General features: G+C 33.6%; 25 protein-coding genes. 20 read left to right on the top strand and 5 right to left on the bottom strand.

Going from position 1 to position 24,483, the window contains the following annotated elements; translation table 11 throughout:
- The first annotated feature begins 27 nt into the window (after nt 1-27).
- From NBE98_RS02105 to NBE98_RS02135, 7 genes are all read left to right on the top strand, one after another.
- On the top strand, nt 28-522 hold the full coding sequence (locus NBE98_RS02105) for a hypothetical protein (protein WP_250811969.1): 495 nt from the start codon (nt 28-30) through the stop codon (nt 520-522).
- A 94-nt stretch (nt 523-616) separates the two neighbouring features.
- A complete protein-coding gene (locus NBE98_RS02110) occupies nt 617-1,627 on the top strand; it encodes a WG repeat-containing protein (protein WP_250811971.1) in 1,011 nt (336 codons plus the stop codon).
- A gap of 161 nt (nt 1,628-1,788) precedes the next feature.
- Nucleotides 1,789-2,169 carry a GntR family transcriptional regulator gene (locus NBE98_RS02115; protein WP_349305885.1) on the top strand — a complete coding sequence of 127 codons (381 nt, stop codon included), beginning with the start codon at nt 1,789-1,791 and terminating at the stop codon, nt 2,167-2,169.
- Entirely contained in the window at nt 2,170-3,045 is an 876-nt protein-coding gene (locus NBE98_RS02120; protein WP_250811978.1) for an ATP-binding cassette domain-containing protein, read from the top strand.
- A gap of 11 nt (nt 3,046-3,056) precedes the next feature.
- Nucleotides 3,057-3,824 (top strand): hypothetical protein, encoded by a 768-nt coding sequence (locus NBE98_RS02125; protein ID WP_250811979.1) that lies wholly within the window; start codon nt 3,057-3,059, stop codon nt 3,822-3,824.
- Between the two features lie 143 nt (nt 3,825-3,967).
- Nucleotides 3,968-5,728: a bifunctional 3'-5' exonuclease/DNA polymerase gene (locus tag NBE98_RS02130; protein WP_250811980.1), complete on the top strand. Its 1,761-nt coding sequence runs from the start codon at nt 3,968-3,970 to the stop codon at nt 5,726-5,728.
- 23 nt (nt 5,729-5,751) lie between these two features.
- The gene (locus tag NBE98_RS02135) at nt 5,752-6,177 is read left to right on the top strand and encodes an acyl-CoA thioesterase (protein WP_250811982.1); all 426 of its coding nucleotides are present in this window, start codon (nt 5,752-5,754) and stop codon (nt 6,175-6,177) included.
- 63 nt (nt 6,178-6,240) lie between these two features.
- Here the strand turns inward: NBE98_RS02135 and NBE98_RS02140 are convergent, their stop codons facing one another.
- Entirely contained in the window at nt 6,241-7,185 is a 945-nt protein-coding gene (locus NBE98_RS02140) for a TRM11 family SAM-dependent methyltransferase (RefSeq protein ID WP_250811984.1), read from the bottom strand.
- A 24-nt stretch (nt 7,186-7,209) separates the two neighbouring features.
- The gene (locus tag NBE98_RS02145; protein WP_250811985.1) at nt 7,210-7,809 is read right to left on the bottom strand and encodes an HD domain-containing protein; all 600 of its coding nucleotides are present in this window, start codon (nt 7,807-7,809) and stop codon (nt 7,210-7,212) included.
- A gap of 175 nt (nt 7,810-7,984) precedes the next feature.
- On the opposite strand from NBE98_RS02145, the gene NBE98_RS02150 reads away from it, so the two are divergent.
- Nucleotides 7,985-8,698: a DUF434 domain-containing protein gene (locus NBE98_RS02150; RefSeq protein ID WP_250811987.1), complete on the top strand. Its 714-nt coding sequence runs from the start codon at nt 7,985-7,987 to the stop codon at nt 8,696-8,698.
- A gap of 236 nt (nt 8,699-8,934) precedes the next feature.
- Nucleotides 8,935-9,933 (top strand): M42 family metallopeptidase, encoded by a 999-nt coding sequence (locus NBE98_RS02155; RefSeq protein WP_250811992.1) that lies wholly within the window; start codon nt 8,935-8,937, stop codon nt 9,931-9,933.
- 48 nt (nt 9,934-9,981) lie between these two features.
- Here the strand turns inward: NBE98_RS02155 and NBE98_RS02160 are convergent, their stop codons facing one another.
- Nucleotides 9,982-11,166, bottom strand: a complete 1,185-nt coding sequence (locus tag NBE98_RS02160) for an MFS transporter (protein WP_250811994.1) — start codon at nt 11,164-11,166, stop codon at nt 9,982-9,984.
- Between the two features lie 235 nt (nt 11,167-11,401).
- Here NBE98_RS02160 and NBE98_RS02165 point away from each other — a divergent pair, with 235 nt between their 5' ends.
- Both NBE98_RS02165 and NBE98_RS02170 read left to right on the top strand, forming a co-directional pair.
- Nucleotides 11,402-11,563: a hypothetical protein gene (locus NBE98_RS02165; protein ID WP_250811996.1), complete on the top strand. Its 162-nt coding sequence runs from the start codon at nt 11,402-11,404 to the stop codon at nt 11,561-11,563.
- 173 nt (nt 11,564-11,736) lie between these two features.
- The gene (locus NBE98_RS02170; RefSeq protein WP_250811998.1) at nt 11,737-12,246 is read left to right on the top strand and encodes an AAA family ATPase; all 510 of its coding nucleotides are present in this window, start codon (nt 11,737-11,739) and stop codon (nt 12,244-12,246) included.
- A 76-nt stretch (nt 12,247-12,322) separates the two neighbouring features.
- On the opposite strand, the gene NBE98_RS02175 is transcribed toward NBE98_RS02170, so the two are convergent.
- The gene (locus tag NBE98_RS02175) at nt 12,323-13,450 is read right to left on the bottom strand and encodes a GerMN domain-containing protein (protein WP_250811999.1); all 1,128 of its coding nucleotides are present in this window, start codon (nt 13,448-13,450) and stop codon (nt 12,323-12,325) included.
- A gap of 314 nt (nt 13,451-13,764) precedes the next feature.
- Between NBE98_RS02175 and NBE98_RS02180 the strand changes: the two genes are divergently transcribed.
- The 6 genes from NBE98_RS02180 to NBE98_RS02205 all read left to right on the top strand — a co-directional run bounded on the left by NBE98_RS02180 (nt 13,765) and on the right by NBE98_RS02205 (nt 19,321).
- Complete coding sequence (locus tag NBE98_RS02180) at nt 13,765-14,223, top strand: DUF6241 domain-containing protein (RefSeq protein ID WP_250812005.1); 459 nt, start codon at nt 13,765-13,767, stop codon at nt 14,221-14,223.
- An 89-nt stretch (nt 14,224-14,312) separates the two neighbouring features.
- Nucleotides 14,313-14,678 carry a phage holin family protein gene (locus tag NBE98_RS02185; RefSeq protein ID WP_250812008.1) on the top strand — a complete coding sequence of 122 codons (366 nt, stop codon included), beginning with the start codon at nt 14,313-14,315 and terminating at the stop codon, nt 14,676-14,678.
- Between the two features lie 142 nt (nt 14,679-14,820).
- Nucleotides 14,821-15,678: a nitroreductase family protein gene (locus NBE98_RS02190; protein ID WP_250812010.1), complete on the top strand. Its 858-nt coding sequence runs from the start codon at nt 14,821-14,823 to the stop codon at nt 15,676-15,678.
- A gap of 115 nt (nt 15,679-15,793) precedes the next feature.
- Nucleotides 15,794-16,966, top strand: coding sequence for an NAD(P)-dependent malic enzyme (locus tag NBE98_RS02195; RefSeq protein ID WP_250812011.1), 1,173 nt, complete (start codon nt 15,794-15,796; stop codon nt 16,964-16,966).
- A 165-nt stretch (nt 16,967-17,131) separates the two neighbouring features.
- Complete coding sequence (locus NBE98_RS02200; protein ID WP_250812014.1) at nt 17,132-17,968, top strand: SDR family oxidoreductase; 837 nt, start codon at nt 17,132-17,134, stop codon at nt 17,966-17,968.
- A gap of 243 nt (nt 17,969-18,211) precedes the next feature.
- A complete protein-coding gene (locus tag NBE98_RS02205) occupies nt 18,212-19,321 on the top strand; it encodes a ribose-phosphate pyrophosphokinase (protein ID WP_250812017.1) in 1,110 nt (369 codons plus the stop codon).
- A 38-nt stretch (nt 19,322-19,359) separates the two neighbouring features.
- Here the strand turns inward: NBE98_RS02205 and NBE98_RS02210 are convergent, their stop codons facing one another.
- On the bottom strand, nt 19,360-19,512 hold the full coding sequence (locus tag NBE98_RS02210) for a hypothetical protein (RefSeq protein ID WP_250812019.1): 153 nt from the start codon (nt 19,510-19,512) through the stop codon (nt 19,360-19,362).
- A gap of 192 nt (nt 19,513-19,704) precedes the next feature.
- Here NBE98_RS02210 and NBE98_RS02215 point away from each other — a divergent pair, with 192 nt between their 5' ends.
- From NBE98_RS02215 to NBE98_RS22370, 3 genes are all read left to right on the top strand, one after another.
- Nucleotides 19,705-21,705 (top strand): alpha/beta hydrolase family protein, encoded by a 2,001-nt coding sequence (locus tag NBE98_RS02215; RefSeq protein ID WP_250812024.1) that lies wholly within the window; start codon nt 19,705-19,707, stop codon nt 21,703-21,705.
- A gap of 156 nt (nt 21,706-21,861) precedes the next feature.
- Complete coding sequence (locus NBE98_RS02220) at nt 21,862-23,850, top strand: methyl-accepting chemotaxis protein (RefSeq protein WP_250812026.1); 1,989 nt, start codon at nt 21,862-21,864, stop codon at nt 23,848-23,850.
- 305 nt (nt 23,851-24,155) lie between these two features.
- Nucleotides 24,156-24,290, top strand: coding sequence for a hypothetical protein (locus NBE98_RS22370; RefSeq protein WP_284703590.1), 135 nt, complete (start codon nt 24,156-24,158; stop codon nt 24,288-24,290).
- Nucleotides 24,291-24,483 lie beyond the last annotated feature (193 nt).

Genomic DNA, 24,483 nt, shown 5'->3' on the forward strand with positions numbered 1-24,483 from the left:
CAAGTTAGGAATACTGGGGGGATAAAGTTGGCAAATAAGAAATATGTAAAAAAAGGAATGACTCAAAGATATAGCAGAGAAAGAAGCTCCTATACTGGATATATAATATCTGCATTAGCAATAGCAATTATAGTGCTAGTAGGTGCATTATCAAGCTGCGAGAGAGTGAAACATGTGGAGGAGCTGGAGGGATATACACAAACTGCAGAAGAATTTGTTGAAGAAGCAAATTTAGTTGATATAGAAGGATATCATGTTGGTACAGGTTTGCTGAACGGAATAACGCATGCAAGATTCCAAGTAGAAAAGAATGGACAGATATCTACTACTATTGACGTCACAAAAAAATTCTTTAATATAATTTATACAAACGAATACGGAAATGAGCAGAATAAAAATCTTGAGGGAAAAGTAAAAGCTTATAAGAGAACCTATAAGAAGAATAGCGATGAGAAGACCCATTACTACTATGTAATTTATACTACAAAGGATAAAGTCAATGATTTAGGGAAGTTAAAGTAATAAAAAATCCTTGGGAGTTATATTCCAATTGCTAATGTAGGATAATAAATAAAAACTATAAAATTAATTTATAAACAAAAGGAGAGAATTAATTATGAACGTGGGAAAAAAATTATATCCTGTAAAGCTCAATGGAAAATATGGGTACATAGATAATACAGGGAGTATCGTAATTGAACCGAAATTTGAATATGCAGAAGAATTTATTGATAACATAGCTGTTATTGGCATTGGGGATAATTTCGGATTTATAGATAAGTCGGGAAATATCTTAAGTACTCAAGAATTTAATGACGTATTTGAAAGCAGAGAAGGGTATACGGTTGTAGATGTTAACGGTAAGAAAGGCTATGTAGATGAAACAGGGAAGTTAGCTATTGAAGCAATCTATGACGATGCAAATGGTTTTGATGAAGGTCTTGCTGCTGTTCAAGTAGGCTATAAGTGGGGATATATAGATAAGACAGGAAAGTTCAAGATAGAACCTCAATATTTAGGAGCGTATAATTTTAGCGAAGGTTTAGCTCTAGTTCAAGATGGAGGAAAGCTTGGTTATATTGACAAAGAAGGAAATATGGTTATAGAACCACAATATGATAGTGCTTATGGTTTTTGCGAAGGTATGGCTGCAGTTGAGATAAAAGATAATTTTGGATATATAAATACTAAAGGAGAATTGATAATTCCAGCTAAGTACTCGATGGTTAACGACTTTAGTGAAGGTTTGGCATCAGTTGAGCAAAATAATAAGTTTGGCTTTATAAATGTAAAAGGGGAAATGGTAATTCCAGCTAAATATGATTGGGCTGATAATTTTTATGATGGTATAGTTACAGTAGCTATTGGAAATAAGTATGGATTTATAGATAAAGCTGGCAATGAAGTTGTACCTATAAAGTATGATAATATTGATTTCTTCGGTGAAGGACTACTTGCTGTTGAGGTTAATGAGAAATGGGGATATGTAGACGAGGACTTGAAATTTGTTATTGAGCCAATTTTTGATGAAGCTTCCAAATTTGATAATGGAATTGCAAAGGTTGTATTCGATAATAGAATTAGATATATAAATAAAAGTGGAGAATATATTTGGAAGGTTGAATAACCTGTAGATCTAGGGTGCCTGAGAGGGCATCTTTTTTTTATAAGTAATTTTTCATGGAAACTATTTACAAAGAGTGCGATTAGTTGTATAGTTAATTATATAAGTAACGAACCAATTAACCAGTATTGAATATAATATATTAAGAGGCAGGCTTTCAGGAGGTGAGATTATTGCTAGACTTAGGTTCAGATAAATCAATTTATATACAAATAGCTGAAACAATTGAAAATGAGATACTTTTAGGTAATTTAAAAGAAGGAGAACAAGCTCCTTCGACTAATCAGTTTGCAAAGGTTTATCAAATTAATCCTGCAACAGCAGGTAAAGGCTTGAACATTTTAGTGGAAGAAGAAATTCTGTTTAAGAAAAGGGGTATTGGCATGTTTGTTTCAGAAGGGGCAAAATATAAAATTTTAAAAAAGAGACAGAAAAGTTTTTTTGATGAACGAGTACCAGAGCTTATTAGAGAAGCTGAAAGATTAGAGCTAAATATTGAAGAAATTATAAGAGTGATTGAGAATTATAAAAAGGTGGGGAAGTAAATGTCCTGTGCAGTAGAATTTAAAAATGTAACGAAGACTTATGGCAGAGCTGTAGCAATCAAGAATGTGAGCTTAAGTTTGGAGGCAGGCAAGATATATGGGCTCTTAGGAAGAAATGGGTCAGGAAAAACAACTCTAGTAAATCTGCTTTGTACTCAGATTATAAGAGATAGTGGAGAAATAAATATATTTGGGCAAGAAGTATTTGAAAATGAAACAGCCCTTGAGAAGCTTTGCTTGGTTAAAGAAAAAGATTTAAAGATTGAGGATTATAAGGTGGGCAGAATTTTTAATATAGCAGGGATTCTATATAAAAATTGGGATGAAGATTATAAAGAGCAGCTAGTTAAAGAGTTCAAGCTAGATACTAAAAAGAAATATAAAAATCTATCAAGAGGGTTTAAATCAGTTGTTGGAGTAATTATTGGTCTTGCTTCTGGGGCAGAGATAACAATATTTGACGAACCCTCTTTAGGCTTGGATGCTGCTGTTAGAGAAAAGTTTTATAATCTACTCCTGGAGCAATATGAGAAAAGCCAAAGAACCTTTATACTTTCAACTCACCTAATTGATGAAGTAAGCAGTTTGTTTGAAGAAATAATCCTTTTAAAGAATGGAGAGGTTTTAATTCAAGGTGAAATGGCAAGCCTTCTAGAAAAAGCATGCTTTTTAAGTGGGAAGGAAGAAACAATAATGTCTTTGGTTTCAAAAAAGAATATTATCCATAAGGAGTTTTTCGGAACTACAGCAATTATAGGAGTACTCGATGAGTTTACCAGAGCAGAAATAGATGATTTAAAAAGTAATAATATAGAAATTAGTCCTATGTCTCTTCAAAAATTATTTATTTATTTGACCGAAGAAGCAGAAGGATAGGGGGAGAGGTTATGGAAGCTTTAAAAAGACAAATAAAATTTCAATTGGCAGATACTAGAAGAGCTATTATTATATTTTGGGCAATTGTAATAGCTTCAAATATATTGTTTTATTTTCTTAATGCAACAACTAACAATGGCATGTATGGAACGGGACATATGATAACTGTACAAAGTTCTAATGGACAGCTAGTTAATACAAGGTATTTAAATGTTGCTGGTTCAAATGTTATAGCTATATGGATTTTTATTATAGTTTACAATATGGTAATGTATTATGAGATTTTTCCAACAGCTATTGGATTTAGCTCAACAAGAAAGAATTTTTATTTAGGTGCTATTATTCACAACAGCATTCTTTGTCTTATAATGGCAGTTATTGAAGGAGTTCTATTAAAGCTTGATAGAGTAATTATAAAGGCTTTGGGTCAGAATGCATTAGATGAGTTTTTAATGCTTGATTTGAAATCGGTAAATATAGTATATATAATTATTGTCTTGTTTTTGATTTTTATATTACCTTGCGCTTTATTCAATCTTTTAGGAACAATCCTTTATAAGTGGGGATATAAATTTTGGTTAGTATTTTTAGCAGGCTTTATAATATTAGCAAATGTACGAGTAGAAGTACCTGTAAGGGCATTTAAAGCTGTGTCAGATTTTATTTTTAGATTTGATGGACTAATGACTTTTTCTGCAAAAACTATCTTAGTGTCAGCATTATTGTATGCTGTAGGTTGGATTTTTGTAAGACGAAGAGCTGTGAGAACAGGAAGATAGGAGACGAAAACCGTCTCCTTTTCTATTGTTAAAAATATCAATGCAGTAACTGTAATTCAACATTCATATAGATTACATATAAGGGTTTTGTGATATAATTTAAAAAATAGATTATTTGTAAAACTAATGAATAGGAGAAAGCCATGGATATTGATAATATAAAATATTTATATATAGATAAAGACGAAGGGCTTGAGGAAGCTTTAAATATAATAAGTGGCAGCAAAATATTAGGTGTAGATACGGAAACTACAGGTTTAGAACCAATAACAAATAAAATAAGACTGCTGCAAATAGCTGCAGTTGATAAGCCCGTACTAGTTATAGATATGTTTTTAATAAGTGAAGCAGCAAAGGAAAAACTTAAAGGTATTTTTAATACAGATAGTGTTAAGGTTTTTCAAAATGCAAAGTTTGACTTAAAGTTTCTTATGAATAATGGTTTTGAAATTAAAGGCCCTGTATTTGATACTATGCTTGCTGCACAGCTAATTAACGATGGAACAGGTCCTAGAAGTGCTGGGCTTGAATCGTTAGTTTCCTATTACCTTGGACTTAAGCTTCCAAAAGAAGAGCAGAAGAGTGACTTTAGTGGAAGCTTAAGAGAAGCCCAAATAGAATATGCAGCAAAGGATGCCGCTGTACTTCTTCCTCTTAGAGAGAGACTTATTGAAGAAATTAAGGCTGGAAAATTAATTGAAGTTTGCAAGTTAGAGTTTGATTGCGTGCTTGCTGTAGCTGATATGGAGCTTACTGGGGTAAAGCTTCATAAGGAAAAGTGGCAGAAGCTTTATGATAAATATGTGGAGGAGCAGAAGGAATTAACTAGAAAACTTACAAGGGAGCTTGATGAAGGCGGCATGCAGATGAATATGTTTGGCGAAGAGATAGGGGTAGGTATAAACCTTGATAGCCAAGCTCAGGTTATTAAAGCACTTAAGAAAAAAGGTATAGAACTTCAATCTACCACCCATGCAGAATTAGTTGAATATAAGGATAGGCACCAGGCTATAGAATGGCTTATAGAATATAGAAGGGTATCAAAGGCTATTCAGGGATTTTTATCACCTATGTGGCAGTATGTAAGTTCTGTGACAGGAAGGATTCATTCAAGCTACAGACAAATAGGGTCAGGTTCAGGACGATTTTCCTGCGGCAATCCAAATGTTCAGCAGATACCAAGGGGCAAGGAGTTTAGAGAGTGCTTTGTACCTGAAGAAGGAAATAAGTTCATAATAGCAGACTATTCTCAGATTGAGCTTAGAGTTGCGGCTGAGATTGCGCGGGATAAAACTATGATTGAAGCCTATAGAGCTGGTCAGGACTTGCATGCTTTAACTGCAGCTTTAGTAGCAAATAAAAAAATAGAAGAAGTTACAAAATCTGAAAGACAGGCTGCAAAGGCTATAAACTTCGGTTTAATATATGCTATGGGCGCTAAGGGGCTCCAAGCCTATGCAAAAACTGTTTACGGTGTGGATATGAAGCTTGAAGAAGCAGAGCTTTTTAGAGATAGATTTTTTAGAGCTTATAGCGGTATAGCCGCCTGGCATGCAAAAATGAAAAAGGCTACTAATATAAAGGAGATAAGAACCTTAAGTGGAAGGCGCTGCATCTTTGAAGGTGAAGCAGGAATAACAATGTTATTAAACACTCCAGTTCAAGGCACGGCAGCAGATATAGCTAAGAAGGCTTTAGGAATGCTTGTACCGGTGGCAAAAGGCTTGAACGGGCATATTATTGCAACTGTTCATGATGAAATATTGCTCGAAGTACCTGAAGAAAGAGCTGAAGAAGCAGCAATCAAGCTTAAAGAAACAATGGAAAAGGCAGGAGCTTATTACTTAAAACAGATTCCAGTTGTTGCTGAGACTATAATTGCTGATTCCTGGGCTGAAAAATAGAGTAGACGAAGGTAGGGTTTATAATGTATAAGGGTAGCACAAATTTAAAGGTTAGATATGCTGAAACTGATCAAATGGGTATAGTTCATCATTCAAATTACTATGTTTATTTTGAGGCAGCTAGAGAAGATTTTATACAAGGAGCTGGCATAAGCTATAGGGATATGGAAGAGCAAGGTATTATGATGCCTTTAGTTGAAACTCAATGCAGATATATGGAAGGAGCTAAATATGCTGATAAGCTTATTATAGAAACTAACATAGATGAACTAAGTCCAGCAAAGGTAGCACTTCAGTATAGTGTAATAAGAGAAGCAGATAACAAGGTTTTAGCTAAAGGAAAGACTATACAAACCTTTGTTGACAGTAAAAGCTTTAGAATAATTAATATAAAGAAAAAGTATCCTGATATTTGGGAGAAGCTAGAGGCCTTAAAGCAGGAGGATTAAAATTAAAGTGGCTGCCTTAAAATATGCTAAACCATATTTTGAGACAGCCACTTTAAATTGAAGTTAGCTGCATACAGTTATATATCTAACAAAATTACCTTTGTTTGTTTGACATCTATCTAAGACTTCAAACCCTGCCTCTATAAAGTGATTCTCCATATTTTCGAAGGTTATAAATACTGCCCTATCGGCAATTCTTCTTGTAGTATTAATTATATCCAGCTGTTCTTTTAAAGTAGTAGGATTAAACACTCCATAAGGGAGATCCACAATTGCTGCGTCAAATTTCTCTGTAATATCATGCATGCTGCCATGTGTTATAACGTCCTCATATCCGAAGAACTCAAGGTTATGTTTTGCATTTTCAGCAATGTAGGGATTTAGCTCCCAACCTTTTATAATAAAGCCCATATCCATGGCTTCTATAATAACCGTTCCAATTCCGCAGCAAGGATCAACTAATTTTAAAGCAAAGTTATTACGTGCTGCCATGTTAACTAAGGCTCTGCCAACTCTAACGTTTAAAGCATTTGAATAGTTAAAAGGCTTTAGAAAATGAGCATTCCACTCAGCTTCATTCTCTTCAAGTAATCCTAAGTGCCATTTTCCATTAATATTGGCAACCCCTAATAAATGCTTTGGGTTATGCACATCTGCCTCGCCTTTTATGTTGTAGCCTATCTTATATTCAATTCTTCTACGCTCGTCATAAGGAATGCTGCAGTCGTCAAGATTTATATAGCGAACCTTAAAATCATCATAAGCTATGTTTTTATCTATAACTAATTGTGCAAGCTCCTCAAGAGAATCAGCTGTATGCATCACTAGAAGACAGTGCTTAATAAAAGCGCTCCTAGATGGGGCTACATAGATGTTTGAGAAAAAAAATCTCTCCTCAGGATTTATATTAAAGAGATGCCTCATCTCCATCTTGCATATTTCAGCTTCAAAGGTAGGGTATTTAATTGTATAGAAATAAAGAGCTTCGCCCTGATTAATACTTTGCATTGGTAGGCCTCCATGTCTGGCTCATTAGCCGTTTATAAAATCTAATACTTCTTTAGAATTGAATAATTGTGATACTAGAGCGGTAAATTCCTTATACATCTTGTAATTAGCCAGTTCATTAAGACTAAGTACAAGACCTTCATAATACCACTTTTGTTCACTACAGCCTGCATTGAACTTTTTCCAAAGATCATTTCCTATGTTGTTGTAATCTTTAATCATGCTTCTAATATTACTTAATTTATCTGCACATGTCAAAAGCTTAACTTCCAATGGTGCATTTAATAAATAATCTATAGTATGTGTTTTTCTAGCCTTCCAAGAGGCTTTTTCCTCTTCTGGAGTAAGCTTAACAGTAAGCCCAATCTTATCAGGCTCAGAAGCAGCTGTAACCAGCATAGCTACATGCTCTCCAAAGTTTTCTTTTATAAAATCTAGGGTGACATTTGTGTCTTCTAAAGTATCGTGAAGAAGCCCTGCTGCAATTATATCCTCTTCAGCATTATTTTCTATAAGTATAACTGCAACTTCAATTGGATGAATTATATAAGGTATACTGCTGCCTTTTCTTTTTTGATTTATATGAGCATTCCATGCGGTGCTTAAAGCTAAATTATGCATCATAACCTCCAATAAAATATGACCTATAGGTTAGTGGATAAAAGTTACATTATATTAATTATTTTATAACGGAAACAAAACAATAGCTATACTTTTATATTTTGCTAAATGTATAGCCTGCTCATCAATAGCAAAATAATAAGCTTATAAAAATTAAATAACCTGAAGGTGAAGCAATATGACTGAAAAAACAACAAGAAGAGGCTTTGATGAAGAGGACTATAGATGGTTTTCAAAGGAGGCGATTCAAACACTTAAAAAAGCGCAGGAAGAGATCGAATGGCTTTTAAATAGAGGTTATAAGACGAATTCAATAATAGATATGATTGGAGGTCATTATCAGCTTTCAGCAAGGCAAAGAACGGCACTTCAGAGAGCAACTTGCTCTAAAGAACAATATGAAAAGCGAAAGTCAGCCATGCTATATGAAAAAGCTTATAGGGAAGGCTGTATTTATATAGATGGATTTAATTTAATAATAACCCTTGAAGTCGCTCTATCAGGCAGTGTCTTAATATTAGGGAAAGACGGTGCTTTAAGAGATTTGGCGGGATTAAGAGGAACTTATAGGCTTATTGATAAAACCGAACAAGCTTTAAAGCTAATAGGAAATAGTTTTAATAAAGCTAATATACCAAGGGTTAAATTTTTTCTTGATTCACCTGTCTCAAACTCGGGAAGACTTAAAACAAAAATTTTAGAGCATAGTGCTGAATGGAATATACCCGTTGAGGTTGAATTAGTACCAAATGCAGATACCTTCCTTTCCAAGTTAGAAAGGGTAGTGACTAGCGATTCTATAATACTTGATGAATGTAAAAGCTGGTTTAATTTATCAAGACAAATAGTTGAGGAATATATAAAAGATGCATGGGTAGTTGATTTGAATTAGTGTAATTTTATATATATTTACAACATAAGTTATTTAATGATACAATTATTGTATTATTTGTAAATTTCACAAATTAATGGCCGGTTATAGGGTTTTAACTATGAAACTAAACTTATACATGTCATAAAACAGGCAGCTTTAAGCCTTTTTAGGACATGTATAAGTTAATAGTTGAATTTATAACCCTATAGATAAATTATCTTAACTGGCTAATAAGAATAAAAGGGGGATAAGCTATGTTACTAAAAGAACTTACTCAAGCCTTTGGTGTAAGTGGTTATGAGAGGCAGATTAGAGAGGTTATAAAGGAAGCTGTTAAGAGCTATGCTGATGAGGTAACTGTAGATGCTCTTGGAAATCTTATCGTTCTAAAAAAAGGTGCTGGCGAAAACAAGATTAAGATAATGGCAGCTGCGCATATGGATGAAATCGGTTTTCAGGTTATGAAAATTGATGACAAAGGTCTTGTAAAGGTTAGAGGAATTGGTGGAATTCCAGTTGCTCAAACAGTATTTAACAGAGTTATATTTAAAAATGGTACAAGAGGTATTGTATCAAGTACAGTAAAAATTGATGAAATAAAAAATGACATTCATAAGCTTTACATAGATATTGGGGCTCAATCTAAGGAAGAAGCTTTAAAGTACGTTCAAGTTGGCGATGTTGCTTGCTATGATGGGGAGTATTTAGAGCTTAAGGAAAATAACGTAGTAGCTAAGGCTCTAGACGATAGAATAGGCTGCTATATGGCAATTGAAGCTTTGAGGAAGCTTGAAAATCCATATAATGATGTATATTTCGTATTTACAGTTCAAGAAGAGGTTGGCTTAAGAGGAGCTGTTGTAGCTGCTGAAAGAGTAAAGCCAGATCTTGGAATAGCCTTAGACGTTACTGTTGCTCATGATTTTCCTAATTCAGGAGAAGGTAGCAATACCTTAGGCGGAGGAGCTGCTATAAAAATTTCTGATGGTTCTGTACTTTGTGATGAGTACTTAGTTGAAGAAATGATTAAGTGTGCTGAAGAAAACAACATTAAATATCAAAGAGATATAATAGATGCTGGTGGAACTGATGCTGGAGCTATAAATAGATCTCACTATGGAGTAAGGTCAGCTGGAATATCAGTTGCAACAAGATATGTACATGGACCTAACTGCTTTGTTAACATGAAGGATACAGAGGCTTGCATCGAGCTTTTAAGCAAGTATGTAAACAGAGAATTTAAATTTGAATAAAAACTTAATCAAAAAGTGATGACCTTCAAGCTCTGAAGGTCATCTTTTTTATATGTGCTTATTTTTAAAGGCAAAGTAATAAATAGAATAGACAGCAAGAATAATTCCTAATACTCTAAAGCCTGTGAAGATATTAAACTTGGTTGAGAAGTAGCCAAATAGAAGACCGCAAGCTATGGCAGCAGCTCTTAAAACAAGAGACTGAAAAGATTCAACAGTGGCTCTTATTCTAGAATCTGTCCTGTGATGGAGATAGCCAAGTGCTAAAGGTTCTACAAGGCCAAAGGCTATAAAGCATATTACAAGAGGAATTAATCCAAAGTAAGATTTTATAAAGCTAGCGCTTAAAATGGACACTATAAATATTATTATAAGCATAGAAAAAATATTTTTGTAAGAGAATCTATCCTTAAGTTTATAAGCATATATTCCTGAAATGCTGGCAGACAGCATTCTTGCAGAGCTTATGACTCCAAATAAGAGAACAGGAATTTTTATTTCACTGAGATATATCTGCCAGAATTCATCTATATAGATGAATACTGAAGAAATAACAATACCAAACAGCAAAACAAACCTTATTGAAGAATGAAGCTTTAAAAAATTGAAGGACTCTCTTATGCATTCAGCATAACTTTGAGTTTTATCCTCTATAGGGATTGAATTAGGCTCACTTAAGAGAAGTGTGATCATAAAACATATTGAAACACTAATAAGAGACAGCAAATAGACTGAAACATATCCACTCTTATAGGCTATATAACTTCCAATAAGTGCAGCAAGCAGTGAAGCACTGTAATCGAAAAAACCAAGCCTTCCAGAAATTTTTTCAAAGCTATGCTCTTTGTTAAGCATTTTTAAAGAATCATAAACCAAGGCATTGCTCGTTCCGCTTGCTAAAGATTTTGCTATTCCAGAAACAGAAACCGCTAAGGCAAAATGCCAAAAGCTTGATGCGTTTATGAGTATGATAAACTCAACTATTACAAACAAGGAATTTATAACCATAAGCCATTTTTTACTCCATCTATCAGCTAGCGAACCTGTAGGAACCTCAAGAATAATCACTACAGAAGCATATATAATTTCTGTATATACTACTTGCTGAGTACTCATGCCTTTTGAAGCCCAATACAGTCTTTCGATAACGTAGGCAAAAATTAAATTATGAAAAAACCAATAACCATACATTAGATATATATTTAGCTTGTATTTATTTAATCTTCTATCCATTAATAAAACCTCCACTTTATAAAATGAATTGCTTTCTAGAAAACAAGGCGGAGGCCTTGAATAGAAGCTTATAATGCTATTTGCTAAAAGTTAATTAGGAGGCATAAATCTATCTCCTTTCAATATTAATACATAATTTAATTCTAGATTATTCAAAATGTTTAATCAAATAATTTCTTTGAAAATGTAAAGAATAATACTGAGGCAAAAAGATACTAGAAGGAGGGTTTTGCTTATGCCTAAATATGATGAACGTATTGATCCATATGCATCATTAACTAATTCCATGGAACCAACGCATATGACTGATGAGGCAAAACATAAGCTTTCCAATATGTTGTCCTCAATGTTTGCTGATAACAGTCAGACAAATTCAAATGACCAAAAGCTTCAATAAAGTATTTTAGGATTATAGGGCAGAAATGCTTTATAATCCTTTTTTATACTTGGAGAATTTTAAACATAAAGTATGAAGCATCATTAGAAGAAGGAGAAATATTTAGTGTTCTAATAAATTGAGGAACCTGAATAAGCTATTAATGGAATTAATTTAAGTGTAAGAGGAAAACAGTGAAAATATATATTCCAAAATTTTGTTTAGTTTTACTAATTGGTTCCTCGGGTAGCGGAAAGTCCACCTTTGCTAAGAAATATTTTACTGCAACGGAGATAGTTTCTTCAGACTTTTGCAGAGGTTTAGTGAGTGACGATGAAAATAATCAATTCGTATCGGGTCATGCTTTTGACCTGCTTCATTTTATAGTTGAGAAAAGACTTATACTAGGGAGACTTACTGTTATAGATGCCACAAATGTTCAGGAGAATGCTAGAAAAGAGCTTATTAAAATAGCAAACAGAAATAATTGCCCTGCAGCTGCTATTGCATTAAACCTTTCTGAAGATATATGCTTGAAAAGAGATAAGCTTAGAAAAGATAGATGTGTTGGTGAAAGAGTTATTAGCAATCACATAAGGCTACTAAAAAAGTCATTAGATACGCTTGAAACAGAAGGCTTTAAATATATATACGTATTTAAATCTCAGGAAGAAATGGAGGATGCAGAAATAGTAAGAATATAAGAATACAAGAATATATAAATATAAGAAGATATCTTGATATCGCGATATCAAGATATCTTCTTATATTTTTGATTTATTATTTAAGTTGAACAGTATTTTTAAGCTTAACGGTAAAGGTTTGACCTTTTTTCATAAGAACGTGTCCTGATTCATAGGGGTTGCCTTCTACAGTTATATAAACCTTGTCAACATTGTAGTAATCGCCCAGCGTATTTGTTATACTCTGTAAAATTAAACCCTCGTAGCCAGAACCAGCATTCATTTCAGATATAAGCTCTTTTGTAAAATCAACATAAACTACATTTCCGTTAAGATATAAGCTTTTTATCTTAACATTAGGACCTATCAATTTTCCCACACTTTTGCTTGGAGCTTCTTTAAAATATTTTTCAAAGACAGCTTTTGTTATGTCATTTGTTTTAAAGGTAAGCTTTCTTTGAGTGTAGTAAATTTTATCATCATTGATATTGGGATAATAGAATTTTACTGTTTGAGTTAAGGGGCTGTTTTCCTTTGCCTCCTTAAGAGTTGAAGATACTTCCATGCCTTTTGCGCTATAAATGCTTTTAACTAAGCCTGTATTAAGTGCATAGTAGTCTAAATCCTTAAAGTCTTTTCCTTCTGTTGTAATTTCTAAAGCTTTAAAGCTTCCCGCAGGAGTATCAACGGATACATCTACATTAGAAATATATCTTTTTCGTCCATCAGACAAAGTCCAGCTTGTTCCCTTTACTAAAGGTTCTTTTAATAGAATCTCACCTTTATTGCTTGCTTTTGAGGTGAAGTCCTCTCTAAAGTAGGCTTCTTCTTTTGAGAATATTATTTTAAGCTCTCCGCCTTTGTTTTCAATAACGTTAACAACCTCTGTACCGCCGTTATTTTTTCTTAGTTGAATCCTATCACCCTTAATATAGTCAGTGTAGATTGTATAGGAAGCATATTCGTTTCCTTTGCCTTCAAAGGTATATTTCATATTTTCTTTAAAGGGATAAAAATCTTTAATAGTGTACGTAGTAGTTTGGTTTGCACCCGGATTGCTATTTTGCTCGCTAGGAGCAGATGAATTGCTATTAGTCTGATTATTATTTTGAGAATTTGCAGGCTCCTTAATATTGCTATTGTCTATGGTTTGTTTTATTTTGTCACAACCAGAAAGAAAATTTAAACAAACAAGTAAAGAAATGATAGTAAAAAATTTTTTCATATCCTTAGCCTCCCCTTCTTTTAATTTATAATATGCAGACTTGTTTTTAATCTTGTACTTTTATTATAACATTAAGTGGTTGCTGCTTGGATGCTAACACTTAATAATATTATATTGGTTTCTATAAACGCAATAATTACCTTTTTATAAGAACTTGTATCTTGAATATGCCCAGTTAGAACTAAAATTAATCCAAAACACTGAAACTTTTCTAAAGCCTCTTGAGTTTTAAATTAATTTTATTATAAGCTTTGAATATTTATTATCTAATTAGACAGAATTAAGGATAGTATATTCGAGATGGAGTGGATAATATGTTTAAAATAAAATTCTTTAAGAAGCTTAAATTAAAAAAATTAAGTTTGATAGCTTGCACTGTATCAGCCTTTGTTGCTTTATTTTCCATATCATATAACTTAGGTGAAAGGTATTATGTAAAACGTCAAGCTGATAAGATGGATAAATCAGTTTTTAGAGTCACCTATACAAATCCACAAGACTATAAAGATGAAATAATTATCTATGATGCTATGCACAGAATGGCTAACAGTAAGATTGCTGCAGAAAAAAATGATAAGAGTGGAATGCTTCAAATAACAAAAACTCAAATTGAAGCAGTAAGAATTATTGTTAAACAGATGAATTATCCTGACAATAGTTATATACTTGGAGTTTTATCAAGATGGGAGAAAGGAGATTTTTCTCTTATAAATGATGAACATAATTATTTTTACAATAGGCTAAATGAAGGCTTGGGAACAAGCAGACCATAAAAAGCTAAAAATTACCTAATGGTTTATTACATAAGATTTATTATCCTAAACAATAATAAGATTATATAAGAATAAAAGGAGGGACTTTTATGGACGAGAAAAGAAATGATAATGCAGGAATGGGAATTGGAAGCATAATTGCAAGAGTGATTGTCTCGGCAATAGTTCTAGCAATAGTAGCTTTCTTGACACCTGGATTTACTATAAACGGCATTTGGCCTCTTCTAATAGCTGCAGTGGTTATAGCAGTTATAGATTACTTAATTCAAAAAGTTACTGGATTTGATGCAAGTCCTTTTGGAAGAGGTGTATCAGGATTTGTGGTATCTGCAGCAATTATATACCTTACAGGCTATATTGTTAGAGGTTTCCATGTAGGTATAATCAGTGCTATAATTGCAGCTTTAATAATTGGAGTTATAAATGCTATACTTCCAGGAAGAAAGGTTTTATAGTATATAAGTAAATATAAAATAAAGGCCTAAGTAATAGAGAACTTATTATTTGGGCCTTTATTTTTATTTACTGCTTTAATATTTTACTATATCTAGTATACTATTGGTAGGATAGCTTTTATCTAAACAAGGAGAGAATTAAATGGACAAAAAGAAATATGTGTTTAATAAACCAATAAGTGAAGTTGTAAGAAGCAGGGTATCTGTAAGAACCTATGAACCGATACAGTTTAAGGAGGATACTAAAGATAAATTAAAGCAGTATCTTGAGAATAGTAAAGGGCCTTTTAACGGAAAGGTACGTTTTAAGCTAATAGACAGCAGTGCAGCTTTAAATAGTAATATTAAACTAGGTACATACGGAATAATAAGAGGAGCATCAACCTTTGCTGTATCTGCAACAGAAAAGGGCGATGAAAATTTGCTTGACCTTGGCTATAGATTAGAAAGCTTTGTGCTTTATGCAGCTTCAATAGGGCTTGGCACCTGCTGGCTTGGAGGTACCTTTAAAAAGGGCGAGTTTGCTAAAGCCTTGCGCGTTAGGGAGGATGAACTTCTTCCTATAGTTGTACCTATAGGGTATCCAGCAAAAAGTGAAGGCTTTGTTGGTTCAATGATGAGAAAAGTTGCAGGCTCAAATAATAGAAAGCCCTGGGAACAGCTGTTTTTCAATGAGGATTTTAGCAAAAGCTTAAACATAGATGAAGCGGGAGCTTATAAGGAAGCTCTTGAAATGGTAAGATTAGCTCCTTCGGCTTCTAATAAGCAGCCATGGAGAATTGTTAAGGATAATGACAAGCTTCATATCTATCTTCAGCATACAAAGGGATATTCTGCTGCTCTTAGCTTCGATATGCAAAAAATAGATATAGGTATTGCCATGTGCCACCTTGATTTAGCTTTAAAGGAAGCAGGTATTGAGGGACGCTTTGAGAGATGTAATCCTTCAATAAAACCTATAGATAATCTAACCGAGTACATGATAACCTGGGTTAAATAAACACGGAGAAATCTACAAGTAAAAGAAATACCAATACTTTTGTTTGAAAAATTTGTTTACAATTTTCATTAATTTATAATTATATTATATAAGCACATACAAGGAGGATTTAGTAATGAATGTTTACGAAAGAAGTTTAAAATTACATGAAGAAAATCAAGGTAAGATTAGCGTTGCTTCAAGGGTGCCTGTAAAGAATAGAGAGGACTTGACCTTAGCTTACACACCAGGAGTAGCTGAACCTTGTAGAAAAATTAATGAAAACCCAGAGGATGTTTATAAATACACAAGCAAGGGAAATTTAGTTGCTGTTGTGACTGATGGTACAGCCGTTTTAGGTCTTGGAGATATCGGACCAATGGCAGGAATGCCTGTTATGGAAGGAAAATCAATTTTATTTAAGGAATTTGCTAATGTAGATGCATTTCCTATATGCGTGGCATCAAAGGATGTTGATGAAATAGTACAAACCGTAAAGATGATAGCTCCAACCTTTGGAGGAATAAATCTTGAGGATATAAGTGCACCAAGATGTTTTGAAATTGAAGAAAGATTAAAGAAAGAACTGGACATACCAGTATTTCATGATGACCAGCATGGAACTGCTGTAGTTACTTCTGCAGCCTTAGTAAATGGGCTAAAGCTTGTTAGCAAGAAAATAGAAGATATAACAATAGTTATAAATGGAGCTGGAGCAGCAGGTGTTGCTATTGCTAAAATGCTTATAAGCATGGGAGCAGGAAATGTAATAATGTGCGACAGAAAAGGAATAGTTTATGCTGGCTCACCAAACAACAATCCTGAAAAAGAGAAGATTGCTCAAGTTACAAACAAGGAAAGAAAGCAGGGTACACTAGCAGACGCGTTAGTTGGTGCAGATGTATTTATAGGGGTATCGGCTCCAAACTCGGTAACTGTGGAAATGGCTAAGAGAATGAACAAGGATGCGATGGTGTTTGCAATGGCTAACCCTGTTCCGGAAATTATGCCAGAGCTTGCAGCAGAAGCAGGAGTAAGAATTTATGGTTCAGGGCGTTCAGATTTCCCAAATCAAATAAATAATGTTTTAGCTTTCCCAGGAATCTTCAGAGGGGCTTTAGATGTAAGAGCCAGGGAGATAAATGAAGAAATGAAGATTGCCGCAGCCTATGCTATAGCAGACATCATATCTGATGAGGAATTAAAAGAAGAATATGTAATTCCGGATGCTTTTGATGAGAGAGTTGCAGCTAGAGTTGCTGAAGCGGTTTCACAGGCAGCCATCAAGACAAAGGTTTCTAGAATATAAGGAAATTATAATTTCAGATAAACTTAAAAGGCTTCCAACTAGGAGGCCTTTTAAAGTGCATGTCTTTATAAAAATATTCTATTTACCGTTGTATTAACCTAAATAATTCTTTACAATAATTAATGATGAAATTTACTAATCCATTATACATAGGGGGATAAAATAATGAAGGATAGTAAGGTGGTTCTAGTAACTGGAGCATCTTCGGGATTAGGTTTAGCGGTTGCAACACATTTAGAAAAAATGGGATACACCGTTTATGCTGGAGCAAGATCTTTTAAGGATAAAGATAAAGCCCAGATATCAACAAGCAGTGTGGAAAATCACAATAAAATATATTTAGACGTTACAGATGAAGAAAGTGCCAGTCATGCTGTAGATATGATAGTAAATAAGGAAGGAAAGCTTGATATACTTATAAACTGTGCAGCCTTCCTGGTTTTAGGTTCTGTAGAAGACACATCAGTAGATGAGTATAAAGGAGTGCTTGAAACAAATTTTTTGGGCACCGTAAGGATGTGTCAAAAGGTTCTTCCAATTATGAGGAAACAAAAAGAAGGAAGAATAATAAATTTCAGCTCAATAAATGGGCTTATGGCAACCCCGTTTCAAAGTGCTTATACAGCTTCAAAGTTTGCAATAGAAGGGATGACAGAGGCTTTAAGCATAGAGGTTCAGGACTATGGCATAAAAGTAACTCTAATTGAGCCAAGTGATCATAGATCTGGTTCTAAAAACTATAGACCACATGCTAAAAAAGCTGATTTAAAGACTTCAGCTTACTATGATACATACATAAAGGTAACAAGCAAATTTGCCCATGATGAAGACAATGGAAGCTACCCTGAAAAGCTTGCTGAAGTGGTATATAAGATAACTCAGAAGAAAAACCCTAATTTAAGATATACTGTAGGAAAGATTGATCAAAGACTATCAGCAGTATTAAAGAGAATACTGCCTGCTAGAATTTTTGAAAAAATTATTCGCGGATACTATTATTAAAATGTTATTTGTACAAACAGTTGAATTGGATATAATTATAGTTCAGCTGTATTTTTTTCGTACTTTTTGTAAAAATATAAGAATGTTGGTTGTATTATAGGAGAATATTGTTTACAATAGTTAATTGTGAAAAGGTTTCTAATGTACTGAGAATAGAGATCCAAATAATGTTTAAAGAGCAATTAGTAAGCAATTATAATTAAGCTTTAGTTGCTTAGTGTTTCTAACTAAAAGGAGGAAAATATGAGTTTTAATGCAATGCCCTATGGTCCTTTAGGATTAGTAGCTTTAGAGAGCAGCAGAGAGCTGGGTGAAAAAGTCGACTATCATCTTAAGCAAAAAAGGCTTCTTAAGGTTGATGAGAGCGAGTCTTTTTTAGTTACAACTGATGCTATAAGATTTTCAAATGGAGAAGGAAAAGTAAGGCTTGAGGAAACTGCAAGAGGAAAGGATATTTATATCCTATGCGATGTTGGAAACTACAGTTGCACTTACGATATGTTCGGAATGACTCATTTTATGGGGCCAGATGAACATTTTCAAGATATAAAAAGAACTATTTCTGCGATAGGAGGCAAGGCTAGAAGAGTTACTGTTATAATGCCTATGCTTTATGAGAGCAGACAGCACAAGAGAAAGGGAAGGGAATCCCTAGACTGTGCGTTAGCCCTTCAAGAGCTTGAAAGACTTGGAGTAAAGGATATATATACCTTTGACGTTCACGACCCTAATGTGCATAATGCTATACCTCTATCAACTTTTGAGAATTTATATCCTACTTATGAAATTGTTAAGTCCTTTATAAAGCAAGAGGATTTAGTTATAGATAAAACAAAAATGATAACAATAAGTCCTGATACTGGAGCAATGGATAGAGCAATCTACTACTCAAGCGTAATGGGACTAGATATAGGTCTTTTTTATAAGAGACGTGATTATACAACTGTTGTTAAGGGCAAAAATCCAATAGTTCAGCATGAATATATAGGAAAAGATGTTGAAGGTATGGATGTACTTATAGTTGACGATATGATTGCTTCAGGAGAATCTATATTTGATATTGCTACAGAGCTTAAAAAGAGAAAAGCTAAAAGAATATTTGCAGCAACAACTTTTGCTTTATTTACTGAAGGAATTAAAAAGTTTGATGAATTCTATGAAAAAGGATTGATCGATAGAGTTTACTCAACAAATTTAACATATCTTCCACCTGAGGCAAAGTCTGCTGAATGGTTTAGAGAAGTAGATATGTCTGAGTTCTTGGCTACTGTTATAGATTATATAAATAGAGACAAGTCTATAAGCCCATTAATTGATGCAACAGAAAGTATTAAAAAGCTTGTAAGAGAATAAGACAAAGCTCCTGAATTTTCAGGAGCTTTTTGTTTTGCCTAATCAGTCATCTTGCGGAGTACTGATATAAGCTCGTGCTTAGACATACGTCCAGATATAATAGTCTTTCTAACTGCTAAAAGAAGACTTTTGTAGGGTATTTGAGTTTCTCTTGACAGCTTTGATACTAAAATTTTAAGCTCTGCACTCATATCAATCTCCTTTCAGGAGTCTAGATCAATATAAAATTAAGGTCTTTAATCTTTCAAAGTTTTATATATTTAAATTATCGGTGCTAGTGAAAATAGCTTTAGAGTTTATTAGTTGGTAGGAGGAATTGCCAGCCTGCTGAAGAATATAATGTATATGCAATGTAAATTTCTATGCAAATTGGGGGCGATATTATGGAAAAAGTTAAAATTGATGAATTTATTAAGTATAAGTTTTTATCTGGAGTAAAGCATTCACCAGATGGAAAGAATGTCTGTTTTGTGCTTCATGAAACTGATTTGGAGGAGAATAAATATCTTTCAAATCTATGGCTTTATAATATTGAGAAGGAAGCATATTTCAAGCTTACAGCTTGTGATACAGAAAGAAGCTTTCTGTGGCTAGATAATGAAAATATAATGTTTCCTGATGTGAGAAACTCAAAGGATAAAGAAAAAAAGGAAAATGGGGAAGAGTTCACACAATACTATAAAATCAGCATTAACGGTGGGGAAGCTGCAAAATTTATCAGAATTCCTAAAAGTGTAAACTCAATAAAGCCTATAGTTGAAGGAAGCTACATATTCACTTCAGATTACAACATAGGTAAGCCAGATTTAAACTCCTTGAGCGAAGAGGAAAAAGCAAAGGAATTTAAGGCTAGAAAAGAAGAGAAGGACTATGAAGTTTTAGAAGAAATCCCCTTTTGGTCTAACGGCGGAGGCTTTACAAACAAAAATAGAAACAGGCTATACATATATGAAGTAAATTCAGGAGAGGTTAAGGCTATAACAGATGAATACACAAATGTTGAAAGCTTTAATCTAAATGAGGATAGGACTAAGGTAGTAATAGTTTCCTATGAATTTAAGGATAAGATGCCTCTTGTTAATGATTTAAAAATTTATGATTTATCAAACAAAAGCTTTACTAACTTAAATAAAGGAATAGAAATAAGCTATTCCTATGCGGGATTTATAGCAAGTGATGCCCTTATATTTGCTGGAACAGATATGAAGGAGTATGGGATAAATGAAAACAGCAAGCTATATACACTAAACCTTAATTCCAATGAAATAAAATGCATAACTCCAGATTTTGATGCAGCCATGGATAATTCTGTAGGCTCTGACTGTAGATATGGAGGTTCTGATTCTAAACAGCTTGAAGAAGGGTATCTATACTTTGTAACTACGGAAGGAGATAGCTCTTATCTAAACAGAATTGATAAGGAAGGAAATTTTGAAAGAGTTATTTGTGATGAAGGTTCAGTAGATGGAATAAGCGTTAATAGTGGCAGTGTTATTTATATTGGCATGAAGCCCAATAAGCTTCAGGAGCTTTATATTAAAAAGGAAGGTTTTGAAAAACAATTAACTAATTTTAATGAATGGATTCATGAAGAAAAGAAGATATCTGCTCCGGAGGCAATAAAAGTTGAGACTGAGCCAGGTGTAATAATAGAAGGATGGGTTATAAAGCCTGTTGATTTTGAAGAGGGCAAGAAATATCCAGCAATATTAGATATACACGGAGGGCCAAAAACAGTTTATGGAACTGTATTCTTCCACGAAATGCAGTATTGGGCAAATGAAGGCTATGCAGTATTCTACTGCAATCCAAGGGGCAGTGATGGCAGAGGAAATGAGTTTGCTGATATAAGAGGAAAGTACGGAACTATTGATTATGTTGATATAATGAAATTTACCGATGAAGTTCTTAGAACATATGATTTTATTGATGCTGATAGAATAGGGGTAACTGGAGGTTCTTATGGCGGTTTTATGACAAACTGGATAATTGGACATACAGACAGATTTAGAGCTGCAGCTTCACAAAGAAGCATATCCAATTGGATATCTAAATTCAATACAACTGATATAGGTTACTTTTTTGTAGATGACCAAATTGCAGCGACTCCTTGGAACAATCAAGAAAAGCTTTGGGAGCATTCACCGTTAAAGTATGCAGATAGGGTTAAAACCCCAACTTTATTCCTTCACTCTGAGGAAGATTATAGATGCTGGCTGGTAGAAGGCATTCAAATGTTCACTGCCTTAAAATATCATGGGGTTGAGTCGAGACTTTGCATGTTTAGAGGAGAAAACCACGAGCTTAGCAGGAGCGGAAAACCTAAGCACAGAGTTAGAAGACTTAAAGAGATAACAGATTGGTTTGATAAATATTTAAAATAGAATCCGACGTAAAAGCTATGAGTAAACAATACCCATAGCTTTTTATTTATTTAAAACTCTGTGTATTTTTTGTGTCTTTTTGATAAAGTTTTAGTAAAAGACAACGATATCAATGAATGTTTACTAAAATTACGATAATAGGGGGGGAATATAGCGATGGGAGTGAAATTTAAAACAGCATTAATAGTATCTTTGATAGTAATTATAAGTTTAGGCTCAGTTTCCGCTATAGGTTATGTTTCATCTAAAAAGACTGTGGAGCAGACAAATAATGATTTAATTACTAAAGTTGCAGAAAACAGGGGAAAGGAAGTACAGAACTTCCTTAATGATGCTGTTACAAAAGTTCAGGGGATTGCTCTTTTAGAGGGATTAGAAAATGTAAATCCTGATGAAGGAGTTAAAACACTTTCAAGAGTGTTTCCTCATTATAAAAATACCTTTGATAACATTTCTTTTGCTAATGCAGAAGGAACCAGATGGAACTATAAGGGAGAGCAAGATACTATTGCAGATAGAAAATATTTTGCTGATGCTATGTCTACAAAGAAGCCAGCAATTTCTGACGTTCTAGTTTCAAACACTACAGGAAAGCTATCTGTAGTTGTTGCGGCTCCAATACTAGATAAGGATAATAATGCAAAGGGTATCGCTTATGCAACTCTTAGCTTAGCAAAGCTTCAGGAGATGACAGAGAAGCTTAAACATGGTGAAAGCGGCTTTGGGTTTGTTTTTGATGATAGCGGTATGATTCTATCGCATGGTAAAAATACTGAGATTATTGGAAAGCTTCAGCTTGGAAAAGAAGATACAAAAGATGATCTTAAACCTGTTTGGGAAAAGAGAAAAGAGGAAAGTGGCAAGCAAATTGCATATACATTATCAGGACAGGAAACTTCTGCTCTAGTTATACCTGTGAAGATGAACGATAAAGATATATGGTATTTTGCTTTATCTGTAAGCTCAAAGGAAATTTTTAAAAGTGTAAATAGACTTAGTTTAACGTTTATAATTGTTTCTAGTGCTTTCATAGTTTTAGCTATGGTGATTTCTATAATATACAGCAGCAAAATTGTTGCACCTATAGTCAAGCTGAATAAAATTACTCAGGCCATTGCAGAAGGCGATTTAAGGGAAAGAAATATATCCAGCAGTAAAAAGGATGAGCTCGGACAGCTTTCTGATAGTATAGCTTTAATGACAAACAGCCTAAGAGAAATAGTAAGGTCTATTATTAACAAGGCAGAGCAATTGGCAGCTTCTTCACAGGAACTTAGCGCAACTACAGAAGAATTCTATGCTTCAGCTCAATTTGTTTCTGCATCAGTTGAAAAAGTTCAAGAAAATAACTTAGAACAAAATACAGCAATTGAACAGTCAAGCTCTGAGGTTCAAGAAGGGCTCACTATGATAAATAGCTTGTCGCAAAATACTAAACAAATTGTTGGAACAGTAGAAAGTACTGCTAAGGTTGCAGGAGAAGGGCAATTAGCTATTCAGGATGCTGTCAATCAAATGAATCAAATACTTAATGCATCAAGAAAACTTCAAGATTTTATTGAGAGACTTAGTTATAAATCAAATGAAATTGGATCTATAACAGGAAGTATTACAGGAATAGCTGAGCAGACAAACCTACTCGCTTTAAATGCTGCTATTGAAGCAGCAAGAGCAGGAGAGTCTGGTAGGGGCTTTTCCGTGGTTGCAGATGAAATTAGAAAGCTAGCTGAAAAGTCTCAATCTTCAGCAAGACTTATTAGCAAGCTGATAGACGAAACTCAAAAAGATACTCTATCTGCAGTAAATGAAATGAACAGCTTTTTAGTTAAGATAAATGAAGGTGCATCTGTAGTAGATAATGCAGGGGAAACCTTTAAGCGTATATCTATTGAGACAAAGCAAACTGCTGAGAACATAACTAATATGTTTACTTTGCTAGATAATGTATCCTATGGAAGTACAAAAATAAGCGAGGCTATTGCTCGAATTGAGCAAGCTTCAGTGGCTACTACAAATGAGATAGATTCTATTTCGATGAGTATTGGTCAGCAATCAAGTGCTACAGAAGAGATTGCTTCCTCCGCAGAATCTTTATCAAAGTTAGCAGAGGATTTAAATAGCATGATAACTAAATTTAACACCTAAATTATAGAACCTAATATTTAAATAATAAAAAAGAGATAACTCAAGCTGAGTATGCATGAAGTTATCTCTTTTTTTGTGTCATAAATATACAATACGGGGGTATAATCAAGATTGTAAGCTTGTGATATAAACGTTAAAAATATAACATATGCAACTAGCTAAGGCTTGTTATATCAATAACTACCCTGTTAATATTTTAATTAAGGTTTCGTTTATAAATTTGAAGAATATATTATACTAAGAAGGGGTATGCAAAGAAAAAGCATACAAAACTGAAAATTAAATAGAATATGGGAGGGTTTATTGTGAATATATTTAGATTTTTATTAAGCGAAGATTATAGGCTTGAATATTCAAAGAAATTTTCTGAGAGTTTAGTTTCGGAACAGGATAGTCAAGAGGCTGCTTATTCAGAAGTACAAAAAAGTAATAAGGCATAACTTGATAGATTTGCTGTAATAAAGGAGAGTGAAGAACTCTCCTTTATCATTCAATGGAGAAATCAAACGAAAATCTCCAATGTTATCGTTTTTAAAGCTAGTATAATAAAGTTAAGGTGGCAGAAGCAACCGATATGCTGCTTATTTATATCTTTAGATTATGTTACAATATTATAAGAAATATTATGTGCAG

Source organism: Clostridium swellfunianum (assembly GCF_023656515.1).
Lineage (GTDB): Bacteria > Bacillota > Clostridia > Clostridiales > Clostridiaceae > Clostridium_AT > Clostridium_AT swellfunianum.

Coding starts and splice junctions, on each gene's coding strand:
- NBE98_RS02215 (WP_250812024.1), top strand. CDS start 19,705: ATGGAAAAAGTTAAAATTGATGAATTTATTAAGTATAAGTTTTTATCT.
- NBE98_RS02160 (WP_250811994.1), bottom strand. CDS start 11,166: ATGGATAGAAGATTAAATAAATACAAGCTAAATATATATCTAATGTAT.
- NBE98_RS02135 (WP_250811982.1), top strand. CDS start 5,752: ATGTATAAGGGTAGCACAAATTTAAAGGTTAGATATGCTGAAACTGAT.
- NBE98_RS02120 (WP_250811978.1), top strand. CDS start 2,170: ATGTCCTGTGCAGTAGAATTTAAAAATGTAACGAAGACTTATGGCAGA.
- NBE98_RS02190 (WP_250812010.1), top strand. CDS start 14,821: ATGGACAAAAAGAAATATGTGTTTAATAAACCAATAAGTGAAGTTGTA.
- NBE98_RS02205 (WP_250812017.1), top strand. CDS start 18,212: ATGAGTTTTAATGCAATGCCCTATGGTCCTTTAGGATTAGTAGCTTTA.
- NBE98_RS02165 (WP_250811996.1), top strand. CDS start 11,402: ATGCCTAAATATGATGAACGTATTGATCCATATGCATCATTAACTAAT.
- NBE98_RS02140 (WP_250811984.1), bottom strand. CDS start 7,185: ATGCAAAGTATTAATCAGGGCGAAGCTCTTTATTTCTATACAATTAAA.
- NBE98_RS02195 (WP_250812011.1), top strand. CDS start 15,794: ATGAATGTTTACGAAAGAAGTTTAAAATTACATGAAGAAAATCAAGGT.
- NBE98_RS02145 (WP_250811985.1), bottom strand. CDS start 7,809: ATGATGCATAATTTAGCTTTAAGCACCGCATGGAATGCTCATATAAAT.
- NBE98_RS02175 (WP_250811999.1), bottom strand. CDS start 13,450: ATGAAAAAATTTTTTACTATCATTTCTTTACTTGTTTGTTTAAATTTT.
- NBE98_RS02185 (WP_250812008.1), top strand. CDS start 14,313: ATGGACGAGAAAAGAAATGATAATGCAGGAATGGGAATTGGAAGCATA.
- NBE98_RS02125 (WP_250811979.1), top strand. CDS start 3,057: ATGGAAGCTTTAAAAAGACAAATAAAATTTCAATTGGCAGATACTAGA.
- NBE98_RS02110 (WP_250811971.1), top strand. CDS start 617: ATGAACGTGGGAAAAAAATTATATCCTGTAAAGCTCAATGGAAAATAT.
- NBE98_RS02220 (WP_250812026.1), top strand. CDS start 21,862: ATGGGAGTGAAATTTAAAACAGCATTAATAGTATCTTTGATAGTAATT.
- NBE98_RS02200 (WP_250812014.1), top strand. CDS start 17,132: ATGAAGGATAGTAAGGTGGTTCTAGTAACTGGAGCATCTTCGGGATTA.
- NBE98_RS02210 (WP_250812019.1), bottom strand. CDS start 19,512: ATGAGTGCAGAGCTTAAAATTTTAGTATCAAAGCTGTCAAGAGAAACT.
- NBE98_RS02180 (WP_250812005.1), top strand. CDS start 13,765: ATGTTTAAAATAAAATTCTTTAAGAAGCTTAAATTAAAAAAATTAAGT.
- NBE98_RS02130 (WP_250811980.1), top strand. CDS start 3,968: ATGGATATTGATAATATAAAATATTTATATATAGATAAAGACGAAGGG.
- NBE98_RS02150 (WP_250811987.1), top strand. CDS start 7,985: ATGACTGAAAAAACAACAAGAAGAGGCTTTGATGAAGAGGACTATAGA.
- NBE98_RS02155 (WP_250811992.1), top strand. CDS start 8,935: ATGTTACTAAAAGAACTTACTCAAGCCTTTGGTGTAAGTGGTTATGAG.